We start from the raw sequence: 25234 nt of genomic DNA, 5'->3' as shown, positions 1-25234 counted from the left end.
CCTTTGGGGGGTTCAAACGGCGCGCGCCCCTCTCGACGACGATGGCAACCACAGAGGTCAGCGAGCGACCGGAGACGTTCGAGGAGGTGGTCCGCGACCGGCGGTCCGTCCACGACTACAGCGACGACCCGGTCGACGACGCGACCCTCGACGACCTGTTCGACCTCGTCCGCTACAGTCCCTCGGGGTTCAACCTCCAGCCGTGGGAGTTCCTCGTCCTGCGCGACGACGAGAACCGACAGGCGCTCCAGGAGTGCGCCGGCGGCCAGGAGCACGTCACCGACGCTCCCGCCGCTATCGTCGTCCTGGGCAACACCGACCCCGCGGCCCACGCCGACCGCGTCTTCGACGACTGGCTGGACAAGGGCTACATCCCCGACGAGGAGACCCGCGACGGCCTCGTCGAGCACGTCGAGGGGTTCCGCGACCGCTCGGCGGAGGAGAACCGCGTCTGGACGACCCGGAGCACGGCGCTCGCGGCGATGACGCTCATGCACGCCGCGCGCAGCCTCGGGCTCTCGACGTGCCCGATGGAGGGCTTCGACGCCGACGCCGTCCGGAACACCTTCGACGTCGACGACGGCTACGAACCGGTCATGCTCCTCACGCTCGGCTACCCCGCCGAGGGTGCCGCCGACCGCGAGAACGACCGGAAGTTCCGCCGTCCCGTCGACGAGTTCGTCCACCACGAGTCGTTCGACGCCTGAGACGGCTCTTTGACGGTTTTTTCGGCTAGTCGTCGGCCGCCGCCGAGCGACGCGCACGCATCGAGCGCAGTTCGGCGCGGATGGCCGTCCGCTTGATGAGCGCGAACCCGACGAGGATGACGAGGAAGCCGAGCGCGGTCCGCGCCGTGATGAGTTCGTCGAGGAAGAGGTAGCCGGTCACGGCGGCGAAGGCGGGCGCGACGTAGGAGACGAGGTTGATCTCGATGGGTCCCAGTCGGTCGAGCAGGTCGAAGTAGATGAGGAAGCCGAGCGCGCTCGCCGCGAGCGAGAGGTACCCGAGCGCCGCGAGCGCACCCAGCGCCTCCGGCCCGGTGAAGGCGTCGACCATCGGGGCGAGCGACTCCCCGCGCGCGAGGCTCAGGACGTGCATCAGGAGCGCCCCGCCGAGCATCGACCACGCCTCCATCGACTCGATGGGGAGGCCGGAGTCGAGGCGGCGGCTGAGGACGCTTCCGAAGGCGAACGCCAGCGCCGCGGTGAAGACGAGCAGTTTGCCGACCACCTCCGCCGTCAGCAGGTTCGAGGGGTCCCGTACCGAGAGGATACCGACGCCGAGCAGGCCGAGCAGGAGGCCGGCGACGCCGACGGTCCCGAGGCGTTCGCTGGGGAGGAACGCGCGGGCGATGGCGGTGGTGAGCACCGGCGAGAGCGAGACGATGACCGCCGCGGCGGCGCTCGTCGTGTTCTGTTCGCCGACGAAGAGGAACGTGTGGTAACCCGCGATGAGGAAGACGGCACCGACGGCGACGTCCGCGACCTGCGCCCGGGTCCGCGGGAGGGGGTCGTCGAGGACGTACGCTGCGTACCCGAGCATGAGGACGCCGGCGACGTCGTAACGGACAGCCGCGAACAGCACCGGTGGGAACCCGTAGAGGTCGAGACCGGCCTTGATGGCCATGAACGCGGAGCCCCAGACGGCCGCGAGGACCAGGAACAGCGCGAGGTTTCGGTAGCGCACAGTGAGCGTGTGCGGTGAACGTCGGTCAACGTTTCGACACCGGAGCGGGGCACACGTTTATATCCACGTGGTGACGTATACGGGATATGGCCGCATACGGTCGGCCGACCCTGCGTGACCTGTTCGACGAGTCCCCCACACCGCACATCGCGCACCCCCCGCGCACGCACCACCGAGACTATTACGTCGCGTGCGACGGGTCGTTCCGCGACGGCGGCGGCGGACTGGGCGTCGTCATCGAGACCCGCGACGGCGAGCTCGTCGCTCGCCGGTCGCTCCCGGACCGGGTCCCGGACAACAACGTCGCCGAGTACCGCGCGCTCCACCTCGGGCTGGACCTGCTCGCCGCTCGCGCGCCGTCCGACGCCCGGGTGGGCGTCCTCGTCGACCACGACGACCTCGCCGCGAACGTCAACCGCGCGACCATCGCGACGCGCCAGCCGGCGCTCGGCCCGCCCCACCCCTACCGCGTGCCGTCGGCGACCCGCCACCACTGGCGGGGCATCCGCGCGCGCATCGCCGGGTTCCGCGAACTCCGCGCCGCGCGCATCGACAGCGGGGAGAACCCGGCGCACTCCCTCGCCAACGCGCCGAGACAGTACGCCCACGTCAACCGCGAACCGGCGCGCTGCGTCATCCCGAGGGAGAGCCTCGCCGACCCCGACCACACGCAGATCCCCCCGCCGTCGCGCGCCGACCGCCACGGGGGCGCGAACGCGAGCGACTGATCCGCCACACACGAACTAAGCCCATGCGTCGCCTTCCGTGAGATATGACTGAACGGACGCGGCTCACCGTCGACGTCGACGTCTCGCTCGACGAGGAACGGCTGAGCGTCGTGCTCGACGAGATAGAGGAGGCAACGACGGAACTGGCGACCGACGGTCTCGCCGGGGAGATTCGTCTGACGGTCGACACCGAGGGCACCGACGGTGCGGCCGAGCCGACTCCCGGTGGGACGAGCGAGGAGGCGTCCGCGGGAACGTCGACGGAGGACGACGAGGGACCGCCGAACGTCGAGAACGAGGCGGTCCGCTCGTTCGCCGCGCTGGCCGAGCGCGAGGCGTTCGAGGCGCCGCTGGTCGACTCGCAGACGGCGTTCGAGGTGTACGAGGACCGTGCCGGCCGCTGGCGGTGGCGGCTCCGCCACGAGAACGGCAACATCATCGCCGACTCGGGTGGGAGTTACGCCTCGCGGACCGGGGCGGTCCGGGGCATCCGGAGCGTCAAGCGCAACGCGCCCGGCGCGGCCGTCGAGTGAGCGTGACTCACCGCTGGACGAGGACGACGCCGACCAGGACGAGCGCCCCACCGACGACGGTGACGACGGTGACCGGTTCGCCGAGCAGGAACGCGCCGAGGACGACCGCGACGGCCGGTTCGACGGTGCTGACGATACCCGCACGGCTCGCTCCGATGCGCCGGAGGCCGGCGAAGAACGTCGAGACGGCGAGCGCGGTCGCTAGCACGGCGATGCCGACGGCGGCCGCCCAGCCCAGGGCGCTCTCCGGGAGCGCGAGTCGGCCGGTCGCCGTCCCGAACGTCAGAAACGAGAGCGCGGCCGCCGGCATGACGTAGGCGCTCAACACGACGCCGTCGGTCGAGTCGAGCGCCACGCGGCCGACGACGATGTACACCGAGTAGACGGCGGCGGCACCGAGGACCGTGAACACGCCGCGCGGGTCGACGCCCGCCGGGTCCGCACCGGTGATGAGGAGGACGCCACCGAGCGACAGGGGGAGCGCGAGCGCGTCCCGCGCGTCGAGCGACTCGCCGAGGAGGGTCACCGAGAGGGCGAGGACGAACACCGGGTAGGTGTAGAGGACGATGGTCGTCATCCCCGCCGTGAGCCGTTCGAGGCCGAGGAAGAACAGCGCGCTCTGGCCGGTGTAGCCGACGAGGCCGAGCAGGACGGCGGCCACGAGGGTCCGACCGCGCAGGCGCAGCGAGTCGAGGTCGCCGCTGCGCGCGCGGGCGACGAACAGGACCGGCCAGACGACGGCGGCCGCTATCGAGAAGCGCAGCGCGAGTACGGACGTGACGTTCAGGCCGGCGGCGAAGGCGTACTCGCCGAGGACGGCGAGCGTCCCGAAGCCGACCGCCGAGAGGACGACGAGGGCCACGCCGAGTGTCTCCCCACCGGACACCTCCTCGCGCGTGGCCATCGGTGGCGAGTCCGAGTCGGGCGGGCTACTTCTGTCCGCCGGTTGCGCGCCGCTCACGAGCGTGCGAACAGGTGACACTACCCCCCGTCGACGGGTGTGTCACGCACCCGCGACACCGTCGACGGCGACTCGTCAACGCATGGGGTCGGTGGGCGCGTCCTCGTACGTGAACCCGGAGTCGTCAGGCGAGGAAGACGTGTCGCGGGCGGTCGGCCAGCACGTCGCGGCCCCACTGGACGGTGTCGCGGAAGGCGTCCGACCGGAAGAAGGCCATGGCGTCCTCGCGGGCGCGCCACTGGCTCGCGATGAACATGTCGGTCGCCGCCTCGACGTTCACCATCAGGTCCGTCTCGACGTGTCCCTCCATGTCGGCGAGCAGGTCGCCGACGGCGTCGAAGCGCTCGACGAACTCCTCGCGGTACTCCGGTTTCGTCGTGTAGAACATCCCCATCGTCCCGAAGCCGGACTCCTCACCCGCCCGGGCGACGATGCCGGGGAGGTCGGCGAGGTACCCGCTCGCGGTGTCGGCCGCGCTCTGGGTCTCCCAGATGCTGACGACGGCGAGGCGCTCGCGCTCGCGGGCCGCGTACACCGCCGTCTTGACGTGCGTATCGTAGCGGTCGAAGCCGTCGGCCAGCGAGTCCACCTCGGGGACGAACGTCGCCTCGTCGGCGTCGGAGTAGAGCACGAGCGCGTAGACGTCCTCGCCGTGGGGCTTGCCGGCGTAGATGTCGAGGTCCGCGAGTTCGCCACGGATGTCGTCGACCGCGTCGGCGTCGGTGTCGACCGCACGCTCGTCCGCGCCGTCGTCACCGGCCTCACCGCCGACGACGCCGACCGTCAGGCCGGTCACACCGGGGAGGTCCTCCAGAAAGCCCGCGGCGGTGTCGACGGCGCGTTCGGTCTCCCACGCGCTGACGACGGCCGTCTCGCCGTCGGCCTCGTGGACGGTCGTCCCGCGGTGGCTGTCGTAGTGGTCGAAGCTCTCGCGCAGGTCGGCGACGGCCGAATCGACCTCCCGGTGCTCCGCTTCGGAGCGCACGAGCGCGACGTGCGAGCCGTCGGGGACGTCCGCGCCGAGGGCGTCGACGTCGGCGTCGAGGGTGTCGTCGGGGGCCCCGATGGCGTGCTCGCCCGTCGGGACGGGGGCGCCGGCGAGCAGGGCACCGAGGTCCGCCGGTGGAATGCGCCGGCCGAAGTAGAAGGGGCCGAACTCGGCGTAGCGCGAGGAGGAGGGGTCGAAGCGCATCTCGTAGAGGAGGTGTTTTATCTCCGTGGGGTCGTCGGCGAAGAGGGTGACGCCCCACTCGTGGTCGTCGAACCCGAGGCTCCCGGTGATTATCTGGGAGACCTTTCCCGCGTAGCCGCGCCCGATGTCGCCGTGCGCGCTCATGAGGTCGGCGCGCTCGTCGAACGGGAGGTCGTACCAGTTGTGCGGTTCCTCGCGGCGCTTGTCCATCGGGTAGAAACAGACGTGTTCGGCGTCGGGGATGGACGGGCGGATGCGCGACTCGATGTAGCGGCGGAGGCCGGCGTCGACCGCCTCCGGCCCCTCCTCGAAGTACGCCCGGCCGGACTCGGAGTACCCGGAGGCCTCCGTCACGGAGACGTACGACGAGGCGCGGTCGGTGAACCGGGCGAGTGCGGTGCCCTCGAAGCGGCGTTCGGCGGTGTCGAGGGCCGCCGTCGTCGGCCGCAGGTGGAAGACGAGCAGGTCCGCCTTGTGCCCGAGGACCGAGAAGACGGCGGTGGCGCCCTCCTCGCCGTCGACGTCGTCGAGCGCCTCGTGGGTTTCGAGGTAGGCGACGCCCTCCTCGACGGCCCGTTCGCGCTCGTCGTCGCTCGCGGCCCGCCACGCGTCCCAGTCTACGCTCCGGAAGTCGTGGAGGGCGTACCAGCCCTCGTCCGTCTGGGGGGGTCTCGGCATGGGTGTCGGTTGGGAGCGACCGGATAAGGGCGTTTGGAGTTCCCGTCCGCGGCGTCCGCGCTTGACAATTCTTAAGCGGGCCACCGGGTTACGCAGGGGCAATGAGAGCAGTCGTTTCTATCGGGGGGAGCGTCCTCGTGCCGGAGCTCGACGGAGAACGGGTCGCAGCCTACGCCGAGGTGGTCGAATCGCTCCTCGGGGCCGGCCACGAACTCGGCCTCGTCGTCGGCGGCGGGCGCGTCGCGCGCGACTACATCCGCGCGGGGCGCGTCCTCGGCGCGAACGAGATGGCGCTCGACCAGCTCGGCATCGGCGTCACCCGGCTGAACGCCCGACTGCTCGTCGCGGCGATGGAGGGGCAGGCCGCGCCGACGCCCCCCGAGGACTACGAGGAGGCCGCCGCCGTCATCTCGCGTGGCGACGTCCCCGTGATGGGCGGGATGGTCCCCGGCCAGACGACGGACGCGGTGGCCGCCGCGCTCGCGGAGACGGTCGGCGCCGACCGCCTCGTCTACGCGACGAGCGTCCCCGGCGTCTACAGCGCCGACCCCGACGAGAACCCCGACGCCTCGCGCTACGAGGAGATATCGACCGACGACCTCGTCGACATCATCGCGGAGATAGACATGAGCGCGGGGAGCAACGCCCCCGTCGACCTGCTCGCGGCGAAGATCATCCAGCGCTCGGGCACCCGGACGGTCGTCCTCGACGGCGACGACCCCGAGGCCGTCCGTCGCGCCATCGACACGGGCGAACACGACGGGACGGAGGTCGTGCCGTGAGCTCCGGGCCCGAAGAGGAGGGGACCACCGACACCATCGACGACGCCCTCGCGAGCGGCTACGACGCGCGCGAGGAGGAGCGCGGCGACGTCCACCGCGCGTTCTGGGCCGACGCCGTCGCCGACGAAGTCGAGGCCCGCGACCCCGAGGAGCCGGTCGTCGTGAAGGGCGGCGTCTCCCCCTCCGGCGTCCCCCACATCGGCCACCTCAACGAGGTGATGCGCGGCTACTTCGTCGCGGAGGCGCTGCGCGACCGCGGGTACGAGGTGAGACAGGTGTTCACCGCCGACGACCGCGACCCCCTCCGCGCGGTCCCCCGGACGCTCGCGACGCTCGACTGGGAGGTCGTCTCGCTCGGCGACACCGAGAACCCCGGCGCGCTGGGGCGGAACCTCGGCAAGCCCCTGACGGCCATCTCCGACCCCTTCGGCTGCTGTGACTCCTTCGGCGCCCACCAGACCCGCCTCCTGGAGCGGATGGCCGAGGCGATGGGCGTCCCCATCGACGTCGTCTCGAACACGGCGTACTACGAGGCCGGCGAGTTCGAGGCCGTCACCCGCGAGGTGCTCTCGAAGCGCGAACGCGCGCGCGAGGTGCTCGCCGACTACCAGGACAAGGTCGACGAGACGTACGTCCCGTTCAACCCCGTCTGCGAGGACTGCGGAAAGCTCACCGAGACGGTGACGGCCGTCGACCTCGACGCCGGCACCGTCGACTACGTCTGTACGGACATGGAAGCCGGCGGGCGCACCATCGAGGGCTGCGGTCACGAGGGGACGGCGACGTTCCGCGAGGGGAAGCTCCCCTGGCGCTTCGAGTGGCCCGCCCAGTGGAAGGTCCTCGGCGTCGACTTCGAACCGTTCGGCAAGGACCACGCGGAGGGCTCCTGGCCGAGCGGCGAGCGCATCGCCCGCGAGGTGTTCGACGTTGAGCCGCCCGTGCCGATGGTCTACGAGTGGTTCACCTACAACGGCGACGCGCTCTCCTCCTCGAAGGGGAACGTCATCACCGTCGACGAGGTGCTGTCGATGCTCGAAGTCGAGGTGTTCCGGTACTTCTTCACGAAGCCGCCGAAGCGCGCGCGCGACTTCGACGTCCGGACGCTCGACCAGCTCGTCGACGAGTTCGACCGCTTCGAGGCCGCCTACTACGGCGAGGTCGAGGACGCCGAGCGGACGCGCGCGGTCGCCGAGCGCGCCTACCCGATGGTCGTCGACGAGGCGGTCGACGGGGAGGCGGGGACGGCGCGCGTGCGCCTGCCGTACACCTTCGCGGCCGTCCTCGGGATGACCGACGACGTCGACCTGCGCGAGGCGATGGCCCGCCGGGCCGGGCACGTTCCCGACGGTACCCCGGGGTGGGCCGTCGAGACGGCGCTCGCGCGCGTCGAGTGCGCCCGGACGTGGGCCGAGCGCACCGACAACGAGTACAACTACCGCCTCGCCGAGGACCTGCCCGACGTCGAGGTGAGCGAGGCGGAGGCGGCCGCCCTCCGGCGACTGGCCGACGACATCGAGGCCGGGGCGACGGACGACGAGGCGGTCCAGTCGGCCATCTACGAGGCGGCCCGGGAGAACGACGTCCCCGTCGGGGAGTTCTTCTCGCTCGGCTACCGGCTGTTCCTCGACGAGGAACAGGGGCCGCGGCTGGGGCCGTTCCTCGCCGCGCTCGAACGCGAGTTCGTCCTGCGTCGCCTCCGACGCGAGGCGTAGACGGGGAGCGAGGCGAACCAAACCCTCTTAATCGGAACGACCCTCTCTCCGCTCGATGGTCAGTACGCTGACCCTGGTGGTCGCCGGGGTGGTCCTCTACACGGTTCTCGCGATGGCGCTTCGCGCACGCGGTCTGTTGCCCGACGCCGTCCGTATCTCCGGGCCGATAACGACGATACACACCCAGCGCGGGAAGGTGTTCCTCGACCGACTGGCGCGCCCCAAGCGCCTCTGGCGCGCGTGGGGGAACTTCGGCATCGGCATCGCCCTCGTCATCATGTTCGGGTCGTTCTTCCTCGTCCTCTTCGCCGGCTTCAGCGCGATGACGAACCCGCAACCGAGTCCCGTCTCCGAACCGCAGAACGTCCTCGTCATCCCCGGTGTCAACGAGTTCCTCCCCCTCTCCGTGGCACCCGAAATCATCCTCGGCCTGCTCGTCGGCCTCGTGGTCCACGAGGGCGGTCACGGCCTGTTCTGTCGGGTGGGCGACATCGACATCGAGTCGATGGGCCTCGCGCTGTTCGCGTTCGTCCCCGTCGGGGCGTTCGTCGAACCGGACGAGGAGTCGCGGAACCGCGCCGACCGCGGCGCCCAGACGCGCATGTTCGCCGCGGGCGTGACGAACAACTTCGCGGTGACGGTGCTCGCGTTCGCGCTCCTGTTCGGCCCCGTGGCGGGGTCCATCGCCGTCGCGCCGGGCGTCGCCGTCGGCGACGTCGTCGCGGACGGCCCGGCCGCGAGCGCGGGTCTCGAACGCGGCGACCGCATCACCGCCGTCGACGGCCAGCGGGTCGGAGACGAGGCGGCCCTGGACGCGGCGCTCGCCGACGCCGACCGCTCCGTGGAGGTGACGGTCGACGGCGAGGAGCGGGCGACCGTCGAGCGCGAACTCATCCTGACACGGACGACGCCGAGCGTGGTCGGAGACCTCGACACGAGCGAGGGACCGCCACGAGTGACGGCCGTCGGCGGCCAGGAGGTCGCGACCGAGGGCGAGTTCACGGAGGCGCTCCGCGCGGACGGTCCCGTCGGCGTCGAGACGACCGGCGGCGACTTCGAGATGGTCGGCGGCGCCTACGTCGCGACGGTCGACCCCGACGGCGGCCTCGCCGAGGCGGGCGTCCCAACGGACGCAGACCAGGTCGTCATCACGCGCTTCGCGGGCGAGCGCGTCCTGAGCTACGACGAACTCGACGCGCTCCGCCAGGAGACCAGCCCCGGCGACACCGTCGCCGTCGAGGTGTTCGTCGACGGCGAGAGCCGCACCGTCGACGTGACCCTCGGGTCCTCGACCGACACCGAGGGTGGCGTCCTCGGCGTCGTCCTCCAGCAGGGATACGGCGGCCTCGCGGTCGACGACCTGGGCGTGGACGCCTACCCGGCGGGACAGTACCTCTCTGCGCTCACCCAGACGGACCTGAGCGTCCAGTCGTTCCTCCAGCGCGTCGCGTTCGCCCTGTTCCTGCCGCTGGCCGGCGCGGCCGGCGCCCCGGGGCTGACGTACAACTTCGCCGGGTTCGTCGAGCCCATCACCAACTTCTACGTCGTCCAGGGGCCCCTCGCGAGCCTCGGTGGCGGGGTGTTCCTGCTGGCGAACGCGCTGTTCTGGACCGCGTGGATAAACCTCAACCTGGGCTTCTTCAACTGCATCCCGGCGTTCCCGCTCGACGGCGGGCACATCCTCCGGACGAGCACCGAGGCCATCACCTCGCGCGTGCCGCTGCCGGCGGGCGGCCGTCGTCGCCTCACGAGCGCCGTCACGACGGTGGTGAGCGTCACGATGCTCGCCGGCGTCTTCCTCATGGTGTTCGGCCCACAGCTGTTCGGCTGAGGCCGCGGGGGTAACCGTAAAGCCTCCGCGGGCACGTGAACGAAGTATGTACACGGTCGCCGTCGTCGGCGCGGAGTCGACGGTGCTCACCGAACGGCTCGTCTCGCGACTCGCGCGCTCCGGGCGCGTCGCCACCGTCTCGTCGCTCCCGACCGACCCCGACCCCGGGTTCGAGGCGGGCGACGACCTCCGCGCGGCGGGCGCGGGGACCGTCGTCGGCCTCGGGCCGGAGGGGACGACCACCCGTTCCGGCGCCCGGACGCTGGGCGAGACGCTCGACGACCTCGCACCGTCCGCGACGTACTGCGTCGTCGACGGCGTCGAGGGGACCGGCCTCCCGACCGTCGTCGCGGGCGAAGGCGACGCAGACGACCCGCTCGCGCGCGTCGAGCGCGCGGCCGACGCGGACCTCGACGCACTCGTCGCCGCCATCGAGGGGACCGAACCCCACGAGACGCTCGGGTCGCTCGTCGCGCGGGTGAAGCGGTCGCCGCACGCCGACCGGTCGGGCGCCATCGCCACGTTCACCGGGCGGGTACGCGCGAAGGACGGGGACGACGACCCGCGGACCGAACTGCTGGAGTTCGAGACGTACGAGGAGGTCGCCGAGGGGCGGATGGAGGCTATCTCCCGGGAACTGGAGGAACGCGAGGGTGTCTTCGAGGTGCGCATGCACCACCGGACGGGCGTCATCCCCGACGGCGAGGACATCGTCTTCGTGGTCGTCCTCGCCGGCCACCGGGGCGAGGCGTTCCGGACGGTCGAGGACGGAATCGACCGCCTGAAGGCCGAAGTCCCCATCTTCAAGCGCGAGGTGACGGTCGACGAGGAGTTCTGGGTCCACGAGCGCCAGTGACGCGCCGTCGCGGCGTGAGGGACGCGACCGGCCGGACGAGGGTGGAATAATCAGAAAGTATATACATATATGACCACCACGCATCTTATAAGAAACTGTGAGAATTACACCAAAAAGAAACGTTAGCGTGCTCGATAAAAGTTCTAAAGGATTCTGTGCGTATCGTGTAAGCTCACCTTTCAGTCTTTTTTGCACACTGTAAACGTGAATCGAAACGAAAATTCGCCCCCGTATATTACCCCCTGACCGAAAGCGGCGGTTGAGGTCAAGCACATGAGCGCAACTGCACCCGCCGCCGACCAACCGACCGTCGATACCAAAGAAGAACGCCTCCGTAACTACCTGCGCGACCGCGTCGAGGACGGAGAGATCTACTTCAAGGGCAAGTTCATCAGCGACGACGTCGACCTCTCGCCCAAGGAGATCGGCGCCCTGATGGTCAAGCTCCGCGACGCCCCCTCGGACCTCGAGATCGAGAAGTGGTCGTACACGAGCGCGACGACGTGGCGCGTCGCCCTCGCCTGAACGGACGGCGATACCACACACGCACGCGAACGCCCCGCAGCACGAGCACACACCCAGCGACGTACCGTCGCACGACAGGCACACGTCGACAGGTCCCCGACCGACCCGGCGTCCCGGACGAACCGACCCCCCCGCGTCGGACGCGACCGACCCACCCTAACACGGTGTTTATACCTCCTCCTCCCTACGTTCCGGCAATGGCCGACGTCGACGAGCCTGCGGCGGGCCCCCCCGCCGAACGGCTCCGCCCCGTGTTTCGCGTCTCCGAGACCCGACGCGAGAACGGGACGCTGCTCTACTTCGGCGAACCCACCGCCCCACCGGAGGCCCTCGAACGACACGTCTGGCCCCTGTTCCGCGACGCCGGGTACGAGGTCCGGCTGGCGACCGTCGACGACGGCGAGGACGACCCGATAACCGGCGTGGCCGTCGCCGACCACCGGACGGCACTCGTCGCCGAACCGCACTCCGTCGGCATCGACGGGGTACCGTGGTTCAACCTCCTGTTCGCGCTCCTCACCGTCTGTACCACGCTGTTCGCCGGGCTGGAGTGGTACGGCTACGAGTGGGGACTCGCAGACCCGGCGAGCCTGTTCCGCGCCTGGCCGTTCGCCGCCGCCGTCCTCGGCGTCCTCGGCGTCCACGAACTCGGTCACTACGCCATGAGCCGGTACCACCGCGTCGACGCCAGCCTCCCCTACTTCATCCCCATCCCGACCGTCTTCGGGACGATGGGTGCCGTCATCAAGATGGACGGGCGCATCCCCGACCGGCGCGCCCTGTTCGACATCGGAGTCGCCGGGCCGCTGGCGGGGCTGGTCGCGGCCGTCGTCGTCACCGCCGTCGGCCTCCGGCTGGAGCCGGTCACCACCGGTCCCATCTTCCAGATAGCGTCGCTGAACTATCCGCCGCTCATCCAGCTCATCGCGGCGGCCACCGGCCAGCCGCTGCGCTACGCCGGGGGACTGCGCGTCAATCCCGTCGTCGTCGGCGGGTGGGTGGGCATGTTCGTCACCTTCCTCAACCTCCTGCCGGTGGGACAACTCGACGGCGGGCACCTCGTGCGGGCGATGCTCGGCGAGCGCCAGGAGACGGTCGCGGCGCTCGTCCCCGCCGGCCTGTTCGCCCTCGGCGCCTACCTCCTGTTCGTCCGCGGGGAGGCCGTCGAGTCCATCCTGCTGTGGTTCTTCTGGGGGTTCATCGCGGTCGGACTCGCCTACGCCGGCCCCGCCCGCCCGGTCCACGAGGACCCACTCGACCGCAAGCGGGTGGCCGTCGGCGCGCTCACGTTCGTCCTCGGCCTGCTCTGTTTCACGCCGGTCCCCTTCCAGCTCGTCTAGTTGTGGGTGAAGCCGCGGTCGGGGAGCGCCTCGCCGTCGAGCGAGACGCCCTCGTCCCGTTCCACGACGTCGCCCACCACGGACACGGGCGTCGACGTGGCGGCCGCGACCGCCCCGGGGTCGTCGGTCGTGAACACGAGTTCGAAGTCCTCGCCGAAGGTGACCGCGAGGTCCGTCGGGTCCCCGTCCGCGGCGACCTCGCGCACCGCGTCGTCGACGGGGAGGGCGTCGCCGTCGACCCGGAAGCCGCAGTCGCTCGCCTCCGCTAGCTGGTGGAGCGAGCGCGCGAGGCCGTCGCTCGAGTCCATCATCGCGCCGGCGTGGGGGGCGACGGCGAGGCCGGCGTCGACCCGCGGCGAGAACCGAAAGAGGTCGTTCGCGCGGTCGGGCGCGTCGGGGAAGAGCCGGACGGCGGCCGCGCTCCGACCGAGCGTCCCCGTCACGCAGAGCGCCTCGCCGGGGGTGGCGCCCGACCGGCGGACCGGGGCGTCCGTCTCCCCGATGGCGGTGGTGGCCACGGTGAACTCCTCGTGGCCGTCGAGGTCGCCGCCGACGTACTCCGCGCCCACGTCGGCGCAGACGTCTCGCGCGCCCCGGAGGAACGCGGCGAGGTCGTCGGGGTCGAACTCGGGGGCGGCGTAGACCGCGACGGCCGCCGTCGCGCGCGCGCCCATCGCCGCCACGTCCGAGAGGGAGGCGCCGACGGCGCGCCAGCCGGCGGTGTAGCGCGTCGTCCCCCCGGGGAAGTCCGTCGTCTCGTGGAGCATGTCCGTCGTGACGACGAGCGAGTCGACGACCGCGGCGTCGTCACCGGCAGCCGGGAGCGTCTCGTCGATGAGCGCGAGGGCGGCGCGTTCGTCCATGTGCCGGCTACCGCCCGGCGCGCGAAAACCCGTTGTGGTTCGGTGGCTTGAATAACCGTTCGTGCACTGGGGAGGTATGGACATCGACCGGCGCGCCACGTTGCTCGGGTTTCTCGCGGCGCTGGCGGTCCTCCTCGTGGTGTTCGGCTTCGTCGGCATCGGGCCGGTCCTCGACACGATTCGGCAGGCGGACCCGGTGGTCCTCGCGGCGCTCCCGTTCGTCGCCGCGGCCTGGGTGGTGGCGTGGGGGCTGTCGCTGTACGTCATCCTCGGCGTCATCGGCACGCCCGTCCGGGCCACGACGGCCGTCCTCGTCTTCCTCGCGGCGACGTTCGCCAACAACGTCACGCCCTTCGGACAGGCCGGCGGGGAACCCATCACCGCCTACCTCATCGCCGACGTCACCGACGACCGGTACGAGTCCGGGCTGGCGGCCATCGCGAGCGCCGACGCGCTCAACTTCGTCCCCTCGCTCTCGCTCGCGGCCGTCGGCATCGGCTACTTCGCCGCGACGACGGCGCTCGGCCGGCGACTGCGCGTCGCCGCGCTCTCGCTCGTCGTCGTCGCCGGCCTGCTCGTCACCGCGCTGGTCGTCGGCTGGCGGTACCGCGAGACGGTCGAGAGCCGCCTCGCCGACGTCCTGACCGCGCTCGCCGGCGGCGTCGCCCGCCTCCTCCCCCGGCGGGAGCCGCCGCCGCGCGAGGCGGTCACCGCCCGAATCGGGGGGTTCTTCGTCGCCGTCGAGCGCGTCGCGCTGGACCGGAACCGGCTCGTCGTCGCGCTCGGCTGCTCGACCGTCGGGTGGCTGGCGCTCGCCGCCTCGCTGTGGCTCTCGGTGTACGCCCTCGCGCCCGACGCGCCCGTCTCGTTCGCGGCGACGCTGCTCGTCATCCCCATCGCGGGCGTCGCGAGCGTCACCCCCCTGCCCGGCGGCCTCGGGGGCGTCGAGACGGTCCTCATCACCCTGCTGGTCGCCACCGGTGCGACGCCCGTCGTCGCCGGCGGGGCCGTCCTCGTCCACCGCGTCGCGACCTACTGGCTCCCGACGGCCGCCGGCGGCGTCGCCACGGCGACGTGGGGCGTGAACGGGCTGGAGTGACCGGAGGTCGTAAGCGACCGAGCGCCCTGTCCACACTCGCGCATGTTCGACGCCGCCCTCGACTCGTTCGCGCTGTTCCTCCCGGCGGCCGTCGCGCTCATCCTCACACCCGGGCCCGACACGGTCTTCGTCCTCTCGCAGGGCGTCGGCCGCGGGCGAGCGGCGGGCGTGCGCTCCGCCGCCGGCGTGAGCACGGGCGTCCTCGTCCACGCCACCCTCGCCGCTCTCGGCCTCGCGGTCCTCGTCCGGGAGTCCCCGACCGTCTACGCGCTCGTGAAGGGCGTCGGCGCGGCGTACATCTGTTACCTCGGCGTCCGGACGCTCCTCGACGATGCCGGCGGGGAGTTCGAGGCGGCGGTGACGGGCGAGACAGGGCCCACCACGGCGAGTACCGACGACCCACCCGCCGCCTCCGCCTACCGGCGGGGCGTGCTGGTGAACGTCCTCAACCCGAAGGTGGCGCTGTTCTTCCTCGCGTTCCTCCCGCAGTTCGTGGTCGGGGAGGCCGTCCGGGCGTCGCTGCTGGCGCTCGGCGTCGTCTACGCCGCCCTGACGCTCTGTTACCTGAGCGCCGTGGCACTCCTCTCGGGACGGGTCCGGACGCTCCTCTCGGCCAACGCGAATCGCCTCCGGGTGGCGAGCGGATGGGTCCTCCTGGCGCTCGGGTGCTGGCTCGGTGTGGAGGGGTGGCTCGTGTGACCGCGCCGCACCGATTCGTGAGTCATCGATGTGTTTAAACGGCGCGCGCCGGAGGATACACCTAATGACGACGTTCTACGACGTCCCGGCCGACGCGCTCATCCAGGCCGTCGCCGAGGAACTCGACCTCGAGGAACCGGAGTGGGCCGCCATCGCGAAGACGGGCGTCTCGCGCGAACTGCCCCCCGAACAGGAGGACTTCTGGAACGTGCGCGCGGCGAGCCTGCTGCGACGCGTCGCCATCGACGGCCCCGTCGGCATCGGCAGCCTGCAGCGCCACTACGGCGGCGCCAAGCAGGGCTCGACGCGCTACCGCGTCCGGCCCGACCGCAAGACCGACGCCAGCGGGAAGGTCATCCGCACCATCCTCCAGCAACTGGAGGAGGCGGGGTACATCGAGACCGCGGACGGCGAAGGGCGCCGCGTCAGCGGCGAGGGCCGCGCGCTGCTCGACTCGACGGCGAGCGACGTCCTGTCGGATCTGGACCGTCCGGAACTCGAACGCTACGCGTAACTCGACGGCGTCACGGTTTTGTGTCATACTCACCAACACCCAGCCATGCCTGAGGAAGACGACATCGAGGAACTCCGACGCAAGAAGATGGAACAGCTCCGCGAACAGCAGCAGGGCGGCGGTGGCGAGGTCGACGAGGAGGCGATGCAGGCCCAGCAGGAACAGGCCGAGGCACAGCGCAAGGCCATCCTCCGACAGCACCTCACCGACGGCGCGCGAAAGCGCCTCAACACGGTGAAGATGTCAAAGCCCGACCAGGGCGAGCAGATCGAACAGCAACTCGTCGCGCTCGCCCAGAGCGGCCGCGTGCAGGGCCAGATAGACGAGGAGCAGATGAAACAGCTCCTCCAGGAACTGACGCCCGACTCGAAGAGCTTCAACATCCGGCGGCGATAACGCCCGTCGCCGGCCCTTCCGAGACGGCGTCTCCCGAAACCGACCAGTGACGGCACTCGGACGGACCGAGCCGTCGCGTTACGTTCTCTCGCCGGCGAACGCCTCGACGACGGCGTCGCAGAAGGCGGGCAGGTCGTCGGGGTTGCGACTCGTCACCAGGCCGTCGTCGGTGACGACCGTCTCGTCGACCCACTCGCCGCCCGCGTTGCGCACGTCGGTCCGGATGCTGTGGTACGAGGTCAGCGTCCGACCCGCGACCGCGTCCGCCTCGACCAGCACCCACGGGCCGTGACAGATGACGCCCACCGGGACGCCCGCCTCGACGAATCCGCGCACCAGGTCCACGGCGTCCTCGTCGGCCCGCAGTTCGTCCGCCCCCACGGCGCCACCGGGGACGACGAGGCCGTCGTAGTCCCCGGGCGAGACCTCGGCGAACGTCGTCTCGACCGCGAACGTCTCGCCCGGTTCGAGGTCGTTGGTGACGGTCTCGACCTCGCCGGTCTCGGCCCCGACGACGTCGACGCTGGCGCCGGCGTCCTCGACGGCCGCCTTCGGGTCGGTGAACTCGACCTCCTCGGTCCCTCTCGGGGCGAGGAGGACGGCGATACGCTTCTCGGCGAGCGGTTGGTCGGTCATCGAGTTCAGGGAGGGGTCGAGGACGAATCAAGACCGGGCCTGCGCTCGCGAGTCCGACCGGTGGCGGCCTGTGTCGTCGTGGCACGCGGTGACGTGCGACCGCGTCGTTGAAGTGTCCGCTTTGCGATTCTCGCGTATGTACGAGCGCATCAAGGGGTTCCGTGACTTCTACCCCGGCGCGATGGCCGCCCACCGGGCGGTCAGAGACGAGGTCGAGTCGACGGTGGGGCGCTACGGGTTCCGGGAGATAGCCACGCCGGCCATCGAACGCACCCAGCTCTACGTCGACAAGAGCGGCGAGGAGATCGTCGAGGAACTCTACTCCTTCACCGACCACGGCGGGCGCGAGGTGTCGCTCACGCCCGAACTGACGCCGACGGTCGCCCGCATGGTCGTCGAGAAACAGCAGGAACTGTCGAAGCCCATCAAGTGGTACTCGACGCGGCCGTTCTGGCGCTACGAGGAGCCCCAGCAGGGGCGCTTCCGGGAGTTCTACCAGACGAACGTCGACATCTTCGGCTCGTCGGCACCCGAATCCGACGCCGAGATACTCGCCGTGGCGGCCGACGCGCTCACCGGCCTCGGCCTCGACGGCGACGACTTCGAGTTCCGCGTCTCGCACCGCGACATCCTCGGCGGCGTGCTGCGTTCGATGGACGCCGACGTCGACGTGGCGGCCGCCATCCGGGCGGTCGACAAGAGCGAGAAACTCGAACGCGTCGAGTACCACAACCTGCTCGTCGACGCCGGCCTCGACCTGGCGAGCGCGGAGGCGTTCGCCGACCTGCTGGCCGAGGGCGACCTCGACGCCGTCGTCGACTTCGCCGGCACCGACGAGGTGGCGGCGGCCGTCGAGAACCTCCGGGCGGTGCTCGCCGCGACCGAGGACTTCGGCGCGCGCGAGTACTGCACGCTGTCGCTCGACACCGCCCGCGGTCTCGACTACTACACGGGCGTCGTCTTCGAGTGCTTCGACTCGACCGGCGAGGTCGGGCGCGCGGTCTTCGGCGGCGGGCGCTACGACGACCTCATCGAGAGCTTCGGCGGCCAGCCCACCCCGGCGGTCGGCTTCGCCGTCGGCGTGATGAACTCGACGCTCCCGCTCCTGCTCCAGCGCGCCGGCGTCTGGCCCGAGGAGGCCGTCTCGACGGACTACTACGTCCTCTCGGTGGGTGACACCCGCGAGGTGGCCGCCGGTGTCGCGCGCGACCTGCGCGCGCGGGGACACGTCGTGGAGACGGACGTCGCCGGGCGGAGCTTCGGCGCGCAGATGGGCTACGCCGACTCCATCAACGCCGAGACGGTCGTCATCGTCGGCGAACGCGACCTGGAGAACGGCGAGGTGACGGTCAAGGAGATGGCGAGCGGCGACCAGACGGCCGTCCCGCTGGAGGCGTTCCCCGGCGAGCGCCAGCGCCCGACGTACGACGACTACGTCTGAACCCGTCGGGGGCGGGCGACGACCGTCCACGAGTGTCGGTCGGCCGACAGACCTACCTCCGCGCCGGTCCGTTACTCTGCGATGCCAACTGGGAGGCCGAACGTGCTGTTGCTGTTGACCGACCAGGAGCGCGCCGACCTGGTCGAACCGGACGGCCTGTCCGTGGCGACGCCGGCCGTCGACCGCCTCCGGAGCGAGGGGACGTGGTTCGACCGCGCGTACACGCCCACCAGCATCTGTACGAGCGCGCGGGCGTCGCTGCTGACGGGTCTCTATCCGCACGCGCACGGGATGCTGAACAACAGCCACGAGGCGGACGCCATCCGCTCGTCGCTCCCCCCGGACCTCCCGACGTTCGGCGAACGCCTGCGAGACGAGGGCTACGACCTCACCTACGCCGGCAAGTGGCACGTCGACCAGCCCCGCGGCCCGGAGGGGTTCGGCTTCGAGTACCTCGGAGGGAGCGACCGCCACCACGACGACCTGGACGACGCCTTCGAGCGCTACCGGGCCGACCTCGACGTCGACCCGCCGGACGAGGAGGACCTCGTCGACCCTCTCTACACCGACGGCGAGAACCCGACGCTCGTCGCCGCGACCACCACCGTCCCGCCCGAGGCGACGCGCACCTACTTCCTCGCCGAGCGGACCATCGACGCGCTGGAGCGGTGGGTCGAGAACGGGGCGAGAGGGGGCGGCGGCGCGGACGCCGGACCCTTCTTCCACCGGACGGACTTCCTCGGGCCGCACCACCCCTACGTCGTCCCCGAACCGTACGCATCGATGTACGACCCCGAGGAGGTCGAACGGTGGGCGACCTACGCCGAGACGTTCGACGGGAAGCCGCGCGTCCACGAACGGTACCTCCACTACCGGGGCGTCGAGGGGTTCGACTGGGAGACGTGGGCGGAGGCCGTCGCGAAGTACTTCGGGTTCATGACGTTCATCGACGAGCAGCTCGGTCGAATCCTCGACGCGCTGGAGGACCTCGGGATGACCGAGTCGACGGCCGTCGTCCACGCCTCCGACCACGGCGACTTCACGGGGAGTCACCGCCAGTTCAACAAGGGGCCGCTGATGTACGAGGAGACCTACCGGGTCCCGCTGGTGGTGCGTTACCCGGGCGTCACCGAACCGGGCACGCGGGTGGAGTCGTTCGTCCGCCTGCACGACCTCGCGCCCACGTTCCTCGAGTGGGGCGACGCCCCGATACCGGAGGGCCTCCACGCCCGGAGCCTCGCGCCGCTGCTCGCCGGCGAGACCCCCGACGACTGGCCCGACTCCGTCTACGCGCAGTACCACGGCGACGAGTTCGGCCTCTACTCCCAGCGGATGGTGCGCACGGCGCGCTACAAGTTCGTCTACAACGGCCCCGACCGGAACGAACTGTACGACCTGGAGGACGACCCGGCCGAACTCCGGAACCTCTCGCAACACCCAGACTACCGCGCGGTCCGCGAGGCGCTGGAGGGACGGCTCGTCGAGTGGATGGAGCGCGTCGACGACCCGCTGCGGGGGTGGGTCCCGAAGACGTTCGGCGATTAGAGGTAGCCGAGGTCCGAGAGCCGTTCGCGGGTGCCCGCCGACATCGAGACGGTCGCGTCGTCGGGGTCGGCGTGGTCGAAGGAGTCGAGCCAGCGGTCGAGGCGGGCGTCAAGCGCCCGCGTCCGTCGCGGTGCCTCCCGCGCCAGGTTCTCGCGTTCCTCGGGGTCCTCGGCGACGCGGTAGTACCACTCCGTTCCGTCGGAGGCGCGGATGTACTTCTCCTCGTCCGTGCGAATCGCCCGGAGCGTCCGGTCGAACGCGCGGACCCGGTCGGGTATCGAGCCGAAGCGCTCGGCCAGCGAGTCGGGTGATGGTTGCGGACCGAGGTACTCGGCGAAGACGGCGTCGCGGGCCGGGGCGTCGGCGTCCGGGTGGAGCGAGTACCCCTGTGCGCGCTCGCGGAGTTCGGGCGCCTCGATACCGGCGGCGTCGAGCAGCGTCGGGACGAGGTCGAGTGGCTGGACGAGGTCCTCGCGCCGCTCGCGGAAGCCCGGACCACAGACGACCAGCGGGACGTGTAGCAGGGTGTCGTGGAGGTCGTACTGGTGACCGAGGAAGCCGTGGTCACCGATGTTCTCGCCGTGGTCGCCGAGGACGACCAGCAGGGTGTCCTCCCACTCGCCGGCGGCGCGGAGCGCCTCGCGCAACCGCCCGAGGTGGGCGTCGAGCGCGGCGAGTTCCCCCCGGTAGAGCGCGTGGAGCAGGTCGAACTCGCGGTCGGTGAGGTCGTACTCGCCGACGTCGAACGCGCGGGGGTCCTGTCGGAGCGCGACCGCCTCCTCGTAGCTGGCGTCCTCGGGCAGGAACGCCTCCGCGTACTCGCGGGGCGGGTGGTACTGGATGTGGGGTTCGATGTAGTTGAGAAAGCAGAGGAACGGGCGCGTCCGGTCCCGGTTCCGGAGCCACGCCTCGACCCACGAGGTGGTCCGTTCCGCGCCCTGGTCGTCGGCGAGTTCGCCGAAGAGGACGTTCGTCGCGTTCACGACGGGGTTGCCGTCGAACAGGCGCTCGCGGAGCGCGCGCACCTTCGCCAGCGGGTGTTCGGCGCGGACGACGGCGCCGAGGTCGACGTCCGACTGGACGTACTGCCAGCCCTTCCGGAACGTCTCGAAGCCGCGGTCGAAGCCGAACTCGGCGGTCACCCACGTGTTGTTCGAGACGCCGACCGTCTCGTAGCCGGCGTCGCGGAAGCCCTCCGCGAGCGTCGGGAGCGACTCGTCGAGGTAGGTGTGGCCGCCGCGCGCGCCGTGGTGTGACGGGTACGTCCCCGTGAACAGCGAGGCGTGCGAGGGGAGCGTCCAGGGTGCCGTCGCGAACGCGTTCGTGAACTCGGCGCCCTCGGCGGCGAGCGCCCCCAGTTCCGGCATCGGCGACTCGGCGGCCGGGACGGTGTCGCGCGCCCGGACGGTGTCGAGTACCGTGACGACGACGTTCGGACGAGCGCCGGTCATCGTCGCTCGCCCGCGTTCCGATGGCGTTCGACCGCGCTACCCCCCGGGCCGCGTCCGCTCGCGTCGATGGCGACCATAGTGTATCATCGCACTGACGCTACACTCGCTTCGCCTTTGCGGCGGCACCTGCAAGCACGAGTGGGCATCGAGGCGCTCAATACCGCGGCACGACGACGGCATCCATGCGCGCGTTCCGCATCGCGTACGACGGGAGCGACTACGCCGGCTTCCAGCGCCAGCCCGACGTCCGGACCGTCGAGGGGGACCTCTTCGCGGCCCTCGCTCGCCTCGGCGTCTACGACCCCGCGGACCACCGCCCGACGGGGTACGCGGCCGCGGGCCGGACGGACGCCGGCGTGTCGGCGCTCGCACAGACCGTCGCGTGCGAGGTCCCCGACTGGCTCACCCCGCGTGCGCTGAACAGCGAACTCCCCGCGGCCGTACGGGCGTGGGCGAGCGCGGACGTCACGGGGGCGTTCCACGCCCGTCACGACGCCACCTCCCGGGGCTACACCTACCACCTCCACGCGCCCGACGCCGACTCAGAGCGGGCGCGCCGCGCGCTCTCCACCCTCTCGGGGACCCACGACCTCCACAACCTCACGCCCGACGAGGGGCGGACGCGCCGGACCGTCGAGGCCGAGGTCGACGTCGACGGGCCGTACCTCGTCTTCGACGTCCGTTCGCCGGGGTTCCCCCGACAGCTCGTCCGGCGGCTGGTCGGCCTCGTCGGGCGCGTCGCGCGAGGGGAGCGCGACCCCGCGTTCGTCGAACGCGTCCTCTCAGCGGAGACGCTGTCGGACCCCGCGGGCGTCGCCCCCGCGCCGCCGGAACCGCTCGTCCTCACGCGCGTCGAGTATCCCGGCGTCGAGTTCGCCGTCGACCCGGAGGCGGCCCGGCGCGCCAGCGAGGTGTTCGAGGTCCGGCGCGTCGAGCGCCTGACGGGGGCACGGGTGGCGGGGACCGTCGCTGAGGGGATGCGATAGCGCGAGGGGTGCGATACGAGCCGGGCCGCGCGCGACGACGAGAGCGAGGGTCTTAATGTGAGACGGGGTAACCCACACGCATGAGTTCCGTCCCCGACCGGAGCGAGGTCCCCGAGGAGTACACCTGGGACCTCAGCGACATCTTCGCCAGCGAGGAGGAGTGGGAGGCGGCCTTCGAGGAGGCCGACGAACGAATCGACGACCTCGCCGCCTACGAGGGGCGCGCGACCGAGGACGCAACGACCCTCCGCGACGTCCTCGTGACCTACGAGGAGACGATGCGCGTCGTCTCGGACGTGGCCGCCTACGCGCGGATGCGCTCGGACGAGGACACGCGCGACCAGGAGAACCAGGCGCTGTTCGCCCGGGCGCAGTCGCTCGTCTCGCGCGCCCAGAGCGCGTCGAGCTACCTCGAACCCGAACTGCAGTCGGCCTCGCGAGAGACCATCGACGCCTACGTCGAGGCCGAACCCGACCTCGCGGAGTACGACCACTACTTCGACGACGTGCTCCGGATGAAACCCCACACCCGCTCGGCGGAGGTCGAGAACCTGCTCGCGGAACTGGGCGAGGTGACGGGGGCGGCCGGCGAGGTGTACACGATGCTGACGAACGCCGACATGGAGTTCCCGGCCGTCGAGCACCCGGACGGCGAGGAGGTCCGCATCACCCAGAGCAACGTCACGAAGCTCCTCAAGCACCCGGACCGCGAGTTCCGCCAGGAGGTCCACGCGTCGTTCTACGAGGAGTGGGAGACGGTGCGCAACGCCGTCGGCGCGGCGTTCAAGAACAGCGTGAAGGCCGACGTCAAGCTCGCCCGTGCGCGCGACTACGACACCGCCCGCGCGGCGGCGCTCGACGGCCCGAACGTCCCCGTCGAGGTGTACGACACGCTCGTGACCGCCGTCCGCGAGAACATCGGGACGCTCCACGACCACGCCGAACTGAAGCGCGAGGCGCTGGACGTCGAGGAACTGGAGATGTGGGACCTCTACGCCCCCATCGCCGAGGGTGAGAGCCCCGAGATACCCTACGAGGAGGCGAAAGAGCACATCGTGGCGGCCGTCGCCCCGCTGGGCGAGGACTACCAGCAGCGCCTCGCGGCGGGGCTCGACTCGCGCTGGGTCGACGTCTACGAGAACGAGGGCAAGCGCTCGGGCGCCTACAGCGGCGGGACCTACGACTCCCAGCCGTACATCCTGATGAACTACCAGGACGACATGGCGTCGATGTTCACGCTGGCGCACGAACTCGGCCACTCGCTGCACTCCGACCTCACGAGCGACGAACAGCCCTACGTCTACAGCGGGTACGAGATTTTCGTCGCGGAGGTGGCGAGCACGGTCAACGAGGCGCTGCTCACCCACCACCTGCTCGAGACCGTCGAGGACGAGCACTTCCGCCAGCACCTCCTCGACGAGTACCTCGAGCGGTTCCGCTCGACGCTGCTGCGCCAGACGATGTTCGCGGAGTTCGAACACACGGCCCACGAACTGGTCGAGGACGACGAACCCCTCACGCCCGACCGCCTCGACGACCTCTACGGCGACCTGAAGCGCGCCTACTACGAGCCGGCGCACGTCGACGACCACATCACCCGGGAGTGGATGCGCATCCCGCACTTCTACCGGGCGTTCTACGTCTACCAGTACGCCACGGGCATCAGCGCCGCCGTCGCCATCGTCGACCGCATCCTCGAGGAGGGCGAACCGGCCGCCGAGGACTACCTGCGCTTCCTCCGGTCGGGGTCGCGCGAGTACCCCCTCGACCTCCTGCGGGAGGCGGGCGTCGACATGTCGACGCGCGCGCCCATCGAGACGGCGCTCGGCACCTACGCGGAGTACGTCGAGGAGTTCGCGCGCCTCACCTGACGCGACCCAAAGTCACTTTTAGCTCAGATGCGTACGGTCGATACCCCTATGTCACGCAGCCCCTCGTTGCCGGATCGCCCTCAACTCGAACTCGATCCGGAGATGTCGCCCGCCGAGCGACTCGACGCGCTGCGGGACCACTTCACCCGTCTCGCAGCCGTCAACGACCAGCTCGAAGACCAGCTCGAAGACGCGAACTCCCGGCGCGACGCCCTCGAAGGCGACGTCGACGAACTCCAGCGCGAGAACGAGGCGCTGAAGGCCGCCGCCCAGTACCTCGCGACCGTCGAGGAGATATCGGGCGACGAGGCCGTCCTGAAACAGCACGGCAACAACCAGGAGGTGCTCACGGACATCCCGCCGCGCCTGCGCGACGACCTCGAAGCGGGCGACCGCGTCGCCATCAACGACTCGTTCACCGTCCAGCGCATCCTCGAACAGGAGACCGACGCCCGCGCACAGGCGATGGAGGTCACCGCCAACCCCGAGGTCGTCTACGACGACATCGGCGGCCTCGACGACCAGATACTCGAGGTGCGGGAGGCCGTCGAGGAGCCGCTGCTCAACCCCACGCAGTTCGAGAGCGTCGGCATCGACCCACCCTCGGGCGTCCTGTTGCACGGCCCACCGGGGACGGGCAAGACGATGCTCGCGAAGGCCGTCGCCAACGAGACCGACGCGACGTTCATCAAGATGGCCGGCTCCGAACTCGTCCAGAAGTTCATCGGCGAGGGGTCGCGCCTCGTCCGCGACCTGTTCCAGTTGGCGAGCGAGCGCGAACCGGCAGTCATCTTCATCGACGAGATCGACGCCATCGCCTCGAAACGGACGGACTCGAAGACGTCGGGCGACGCCGAGGTCCAGCGCACCATGATGCAACTGCTCGCCGAGATGGACGGCTTCGACGAC

At 70.8% G+C, this 25234-nt stretch carries 24 protein-coding genes; 18 read left to right on the top strand and 6 right to left on the bottom strand.

Translation table 11 applies throughout. The features are described from left to right. The first annotated feature begins 41 nt into the window (after positions 1 to 41). Entirely contained in the window at positions 42 to 707 is a 666-nt protein-coding gene (locus tag P1Y20_RS00120) for a nitroreductase family protein (protein ID WP_304446617.1), read from the top strand. A 25-nt stretch (positions 708 to 732) separates the two neighbouring features. On the opposite strand, the gene P1Y20_RS00115 is transcribed toward P1Y20_RS00120, so the two are convergent. Next, entirely contained in the window at positions 733 to 1686 is a 954-nt protein-coding gene (locus P1Y20_RS00115; RefSeq protein ID WP_304446616.1) for a DMT family transporter, read from the bottom strand. Positions 1687 to 1772: 86 nt separating this feature from the next. Here P1Y20_RS00115 and P1Y20_RS00110 point away from each other — a divergent pair, with 86 nt between their 5' ends. Next, a complete protein-coding gene (locus tag P1Y20_RS00110; RefSeq protein ID WP_304446615.1) occupies positions 1773 to 2414 on the top strand; it encodes a ribonuclease H family protein in 642 nt (213 codons plus the stop codon). 44 nt (positions 2415 to 2458) lie between these two features. Beyond that, on the top strand, positions 2459 to 2947 hold the full coding sequence (locus tag P1Y20_RS00105) for an HVO_2922 family protein (protein ID WP_304446614.1): 489 nt from the start codon (positions 2459 to 2461) through the stop codon (positions 2945 to 2947). 7 nt (positions 2948 to 2954) lie between these two features. On the opposite strand, the gene P1Y20_RS00100 is transcribed toward P1Y20_RS00105, so the two are convergent. Beyond that, positions 2955 to 3851, bottom strand: a complete 897-nt coding sequence (locus P1Y20_RS00100) for an EamA family transporter (protein WP_304446613.1) — start codon at positions 3849 to 3851, stop codon at positions 2955 to 2957. A 181-nt stretch (positions 3852 to 4032) separates the two neighbouring features. Further along, positions 4033 to 5778 carry a heme-binding protein gene (locus tag P1Y20_RS00095; RefSeq protein WP_304446612.1) on the bottom strand — a complete coding sequence of 582 codons (1746 nt, stop codon included), beginning with the start codon at positions 5776 to 5778 and terminating at the stop codon, positions 4033 to 4035. A 101-nt stretch (positions 5779 to 5879) separates the two neighbouring features. Here P1Y20_RS00095 and pyrH point away from each other — a divergent pair, with 101 nt between their 5' ends. From pyrH to P1Y20_RS00065, 6 genes are all read left to right on the top strand, one after another. Further along, on the top strand, positions 5880 to 6560 hold the full coding sequence (gene pyrH / locus P1Y20_RS00090) for a UMP kinase (protein ID WP_304446611.1): 681 nt from the start codon (positions 5880 to 5882) through the stop codon (positions 6558 to 6560). Positions 6561 to 6595: 35 nt separating this feature from the next. Next, a complete protein-coding gene (gene lysS, locus P1Y20_RS00085; RefSeq protein WP_304449446.1) occupies positions 6596 to 8272 on the top strand; it encodes a lysine--tRNA ligase in 1677 nt (558 codons plus the stop codon). A gap of 55 nt (positions 8273 to 8327) precedes the next feature. After that, a complete protein-coding gene (locus P1Y20_RS00080) occupies positions 8328 to 10103 on the top strand; it encodes a site-2 protease family protein (protein WP_304446610.1) in 1776 nt (591 codons plus the stop codon). A 46-nt stretch (positions 10104 to 10149) separates the two neighbouring features. After that, a complete protein-coding gene (locus P1Y20_RS00075; RefSeq protein WP_304446609.1) occupies positions 10150 to 10959 on the top strand; it encodes a molybdopterin synthase in 810 nt (269 codons plus the stop codon). A 273-nt stretch (positions 10960 to 11232) separates the two neighbouring features. Next, the gene (locus P1Y20_RS00070) at positions 11233 to 11484 is read left to right on the top strand and encodes a DUF7123 family protein (protein WP_304446608.1); all 252 of its coding nucleotides are present in this window, start codon (positions 11233 to 11235) and stop codon (positions 11482 to 11484) included. A 197-nt stretch (positions 11485 to 11681) separates the two neighbouring features. Further along, on the top strand, positions 11682 to 12824 hold the full coding sequence (locus P1Y20_RS00065) for a site-2 protease family protein (RefSeq protein WP_304446607.1): 1143 nt from the start codon (positions 11682 to 11684) through the stop codon (positions 12822 to 12824). On the opposite strand, the gene thiL is transcribed toward P1Y20_RS00065, so the two are convergent. Beyond that, positions 12821 to 13687, bottom strand: coding sequence for a thiamine-phosphate kinase (gene thiL / locus P1Y20_RS00060; protein WP_304446606.1), 867 nt, complete (start codon positions 13685 to 13687; stop codon positions 12821 to 12823). The two genes, P1Y20_RS00065 and thiL, sit on opposite strands and share 4 nt — an antisense overlap. Before the next feature lie 76 nt (positions 13688 to 13763). Here thiL and P1Y20_RS00055 point away from each other — a divergent pair, with 76 nt between their 5' ends. The 4 genes from P1Y20_RS00055 to P1Y20_RS00040 all read left to right on the top strand — a co-directional run bounded on the left by P1Y20_RS00055 (position 13764) and on the right by P1Y20_RS00040 (position 16395). Beyond that, complete coding sequence (locus P1Y20_RS00055; RefSeq protein ID WP_304446605.1) at positions 13764 to 14786, top strand: flippase-like domain-containing protein; 1023 nt, start codon at positions 13764 to 13766, stop codon at positions 14784 to 14786. A gap of 42 nt (positions 14787 to 14828) precedes the next feature. Next, a complete protein-coding gene (locus tag P1Y20_RS00050; protein WP_304446604.1) occupies positions 14829 to 15485 on the top strand; it encodes a LysE family translocator in 657 nt (218 codons plus the stop codon). A 64-nt stretch (positions 15486 to 15549) separates the two neighbouring features. Next, positions 15550 to 15999 carry a 30S ribosomal protein S19e gene (locus P1Y20_RS00045; RefSeq protein ID WP_304446603.1) on the top strand — a complete coding sequence of 150 codons (450 nt, stop codon included), beginning with the start codon at positions 15550 to 15552 and terminating at the stop codon, positions 15997 to 15999. 45 nt (positions 16000 to 16044) lie between these two features. Next, on the top strand, positions 16045 to 16395 hold the full coding sequence (locus P1Y20_RS00040) for a DNA-binding protein (protein WP_304446602.1): 351 nt from the start codon (positions 16045 to 16047) through the stop codon (positions 16393 to 16395). A 78-nt stretch (positions 16396 to 16473) separates the two neighbouring features. Here P1Y20_RS00040 and P1Y20_RS00035 read toward each other — a convergent pair whose 3' ends face one another. Continuing rightward, entirely contained in the window at positions 16474 to 17031 is a 558-nt protein-coding gene (locus P1Y20_RS00035) for a type 1 glutamine amidotransferase domain-containing protein (RefSeq protein WP_304446601.1), read from the bottom strand. A 136-nt stretch (positions 17032 to 17167) separates the two neighbouring features. On the opposite strand from P1Y20_RS00035, the gene hisS reads away from it, so the two are divergent. Further along, the gene (hisS, locus tag P1Y20_RS00030) at positions 17168 to 18472 is read left to right on the top strand and encodes a histidine--tRNA ligase (protein ID WP_304446600.1); all 1305 of its coding nucleotides are present in this window, start codon (positions 17168 to 17170) and stop codon (positions 18470 to 18472) included. An 81-nt stretch (positions 18473 to 18553) separates the two neighbouring features. Then, the gene (locus P1Y20_RS00025; protein WP_304446599.1) at positions 18554 to 20017 is read left to right on the top strand and encodes a sulfatase family protein; all 1464 of its coding nucleotides are present in this window, start codon (positions 18554 to 18556) and stop codon (positions 20015 to 20017) included. Here P1Y20_RS00025 and P1Y20_RS00020 read toward each other — a convergent pair. Then, positions 20014 to 21468 carry a sulfatase gene (locus P1Y20_RS00020; RefSeq protein WP_304446598.1) on the bottom strand — a complete coding sequence of 485 codons (1455 nt, stop codon included), beginning with the start codon at positions 21466 to 21468 and terminating at the stop codon, positions 20014 to 20016. The two genes, P1Y20_RS00025 and P1Y20_RS00020, sit on opposite strands and share 4 nt — an antisense overlap. A gap of 182 nt (positions 21469 to 21650) precedes the next feature. Between P1Y20_RS00020 and truA the strand changes: the two genes are divergently transcribed. The 3 genes from truA to P1Y20_RS00005 form a co-directional block, all read left to right on the top strand. Next, positions 21651 to 22454: a tRNA pseudouridine(38-40) synthase TruA gene (gene truA, locus P1Y20_RS00015; protein ID WP_304446597.1), complete on the top strand. Its 804-nt coding sequence runs from the start codon at positions 21651 to 21653 to the stop codon at positions 22452 to 22454. 80 nt (positions 22455 to 22534) lie between these two features. Continuing rightward, positions 22535 to 24325, top strand: coding sequence for an oligoendopeptidase F (pepF, locus tag P1Y20_RS00010; protein WP_304446596.1), 1791 nt, complete (start codon positions 22535 to 22537; stop codon positions 24323 to 24325). A 48-nt stretch (positions 24326 to 24373) separates the two neighbouring features. Beyond that, positions 24374 to 25234, top strand: an 861-nt coding sequence (locus P1Y20_RS00005; protein ID WP_304446595.1) for an AAA family ATPase, incomplete at its 3' end; no start/stop codon positions are given.

It is taken from the genome of Halomarina ordinaria, from assembly GCF_030553305.1.
Taxonomy (GTDB): Archaea; Halobacteriota; Halobacteria; order Halobacteriales; family Haloarculaceae; genus Halomarina; species Halomarina ordinaria.
Note: the sequence above shows the minus strand (reverse complement) of the source record. Positions and strands in the feature narration are given on the sequence as shown.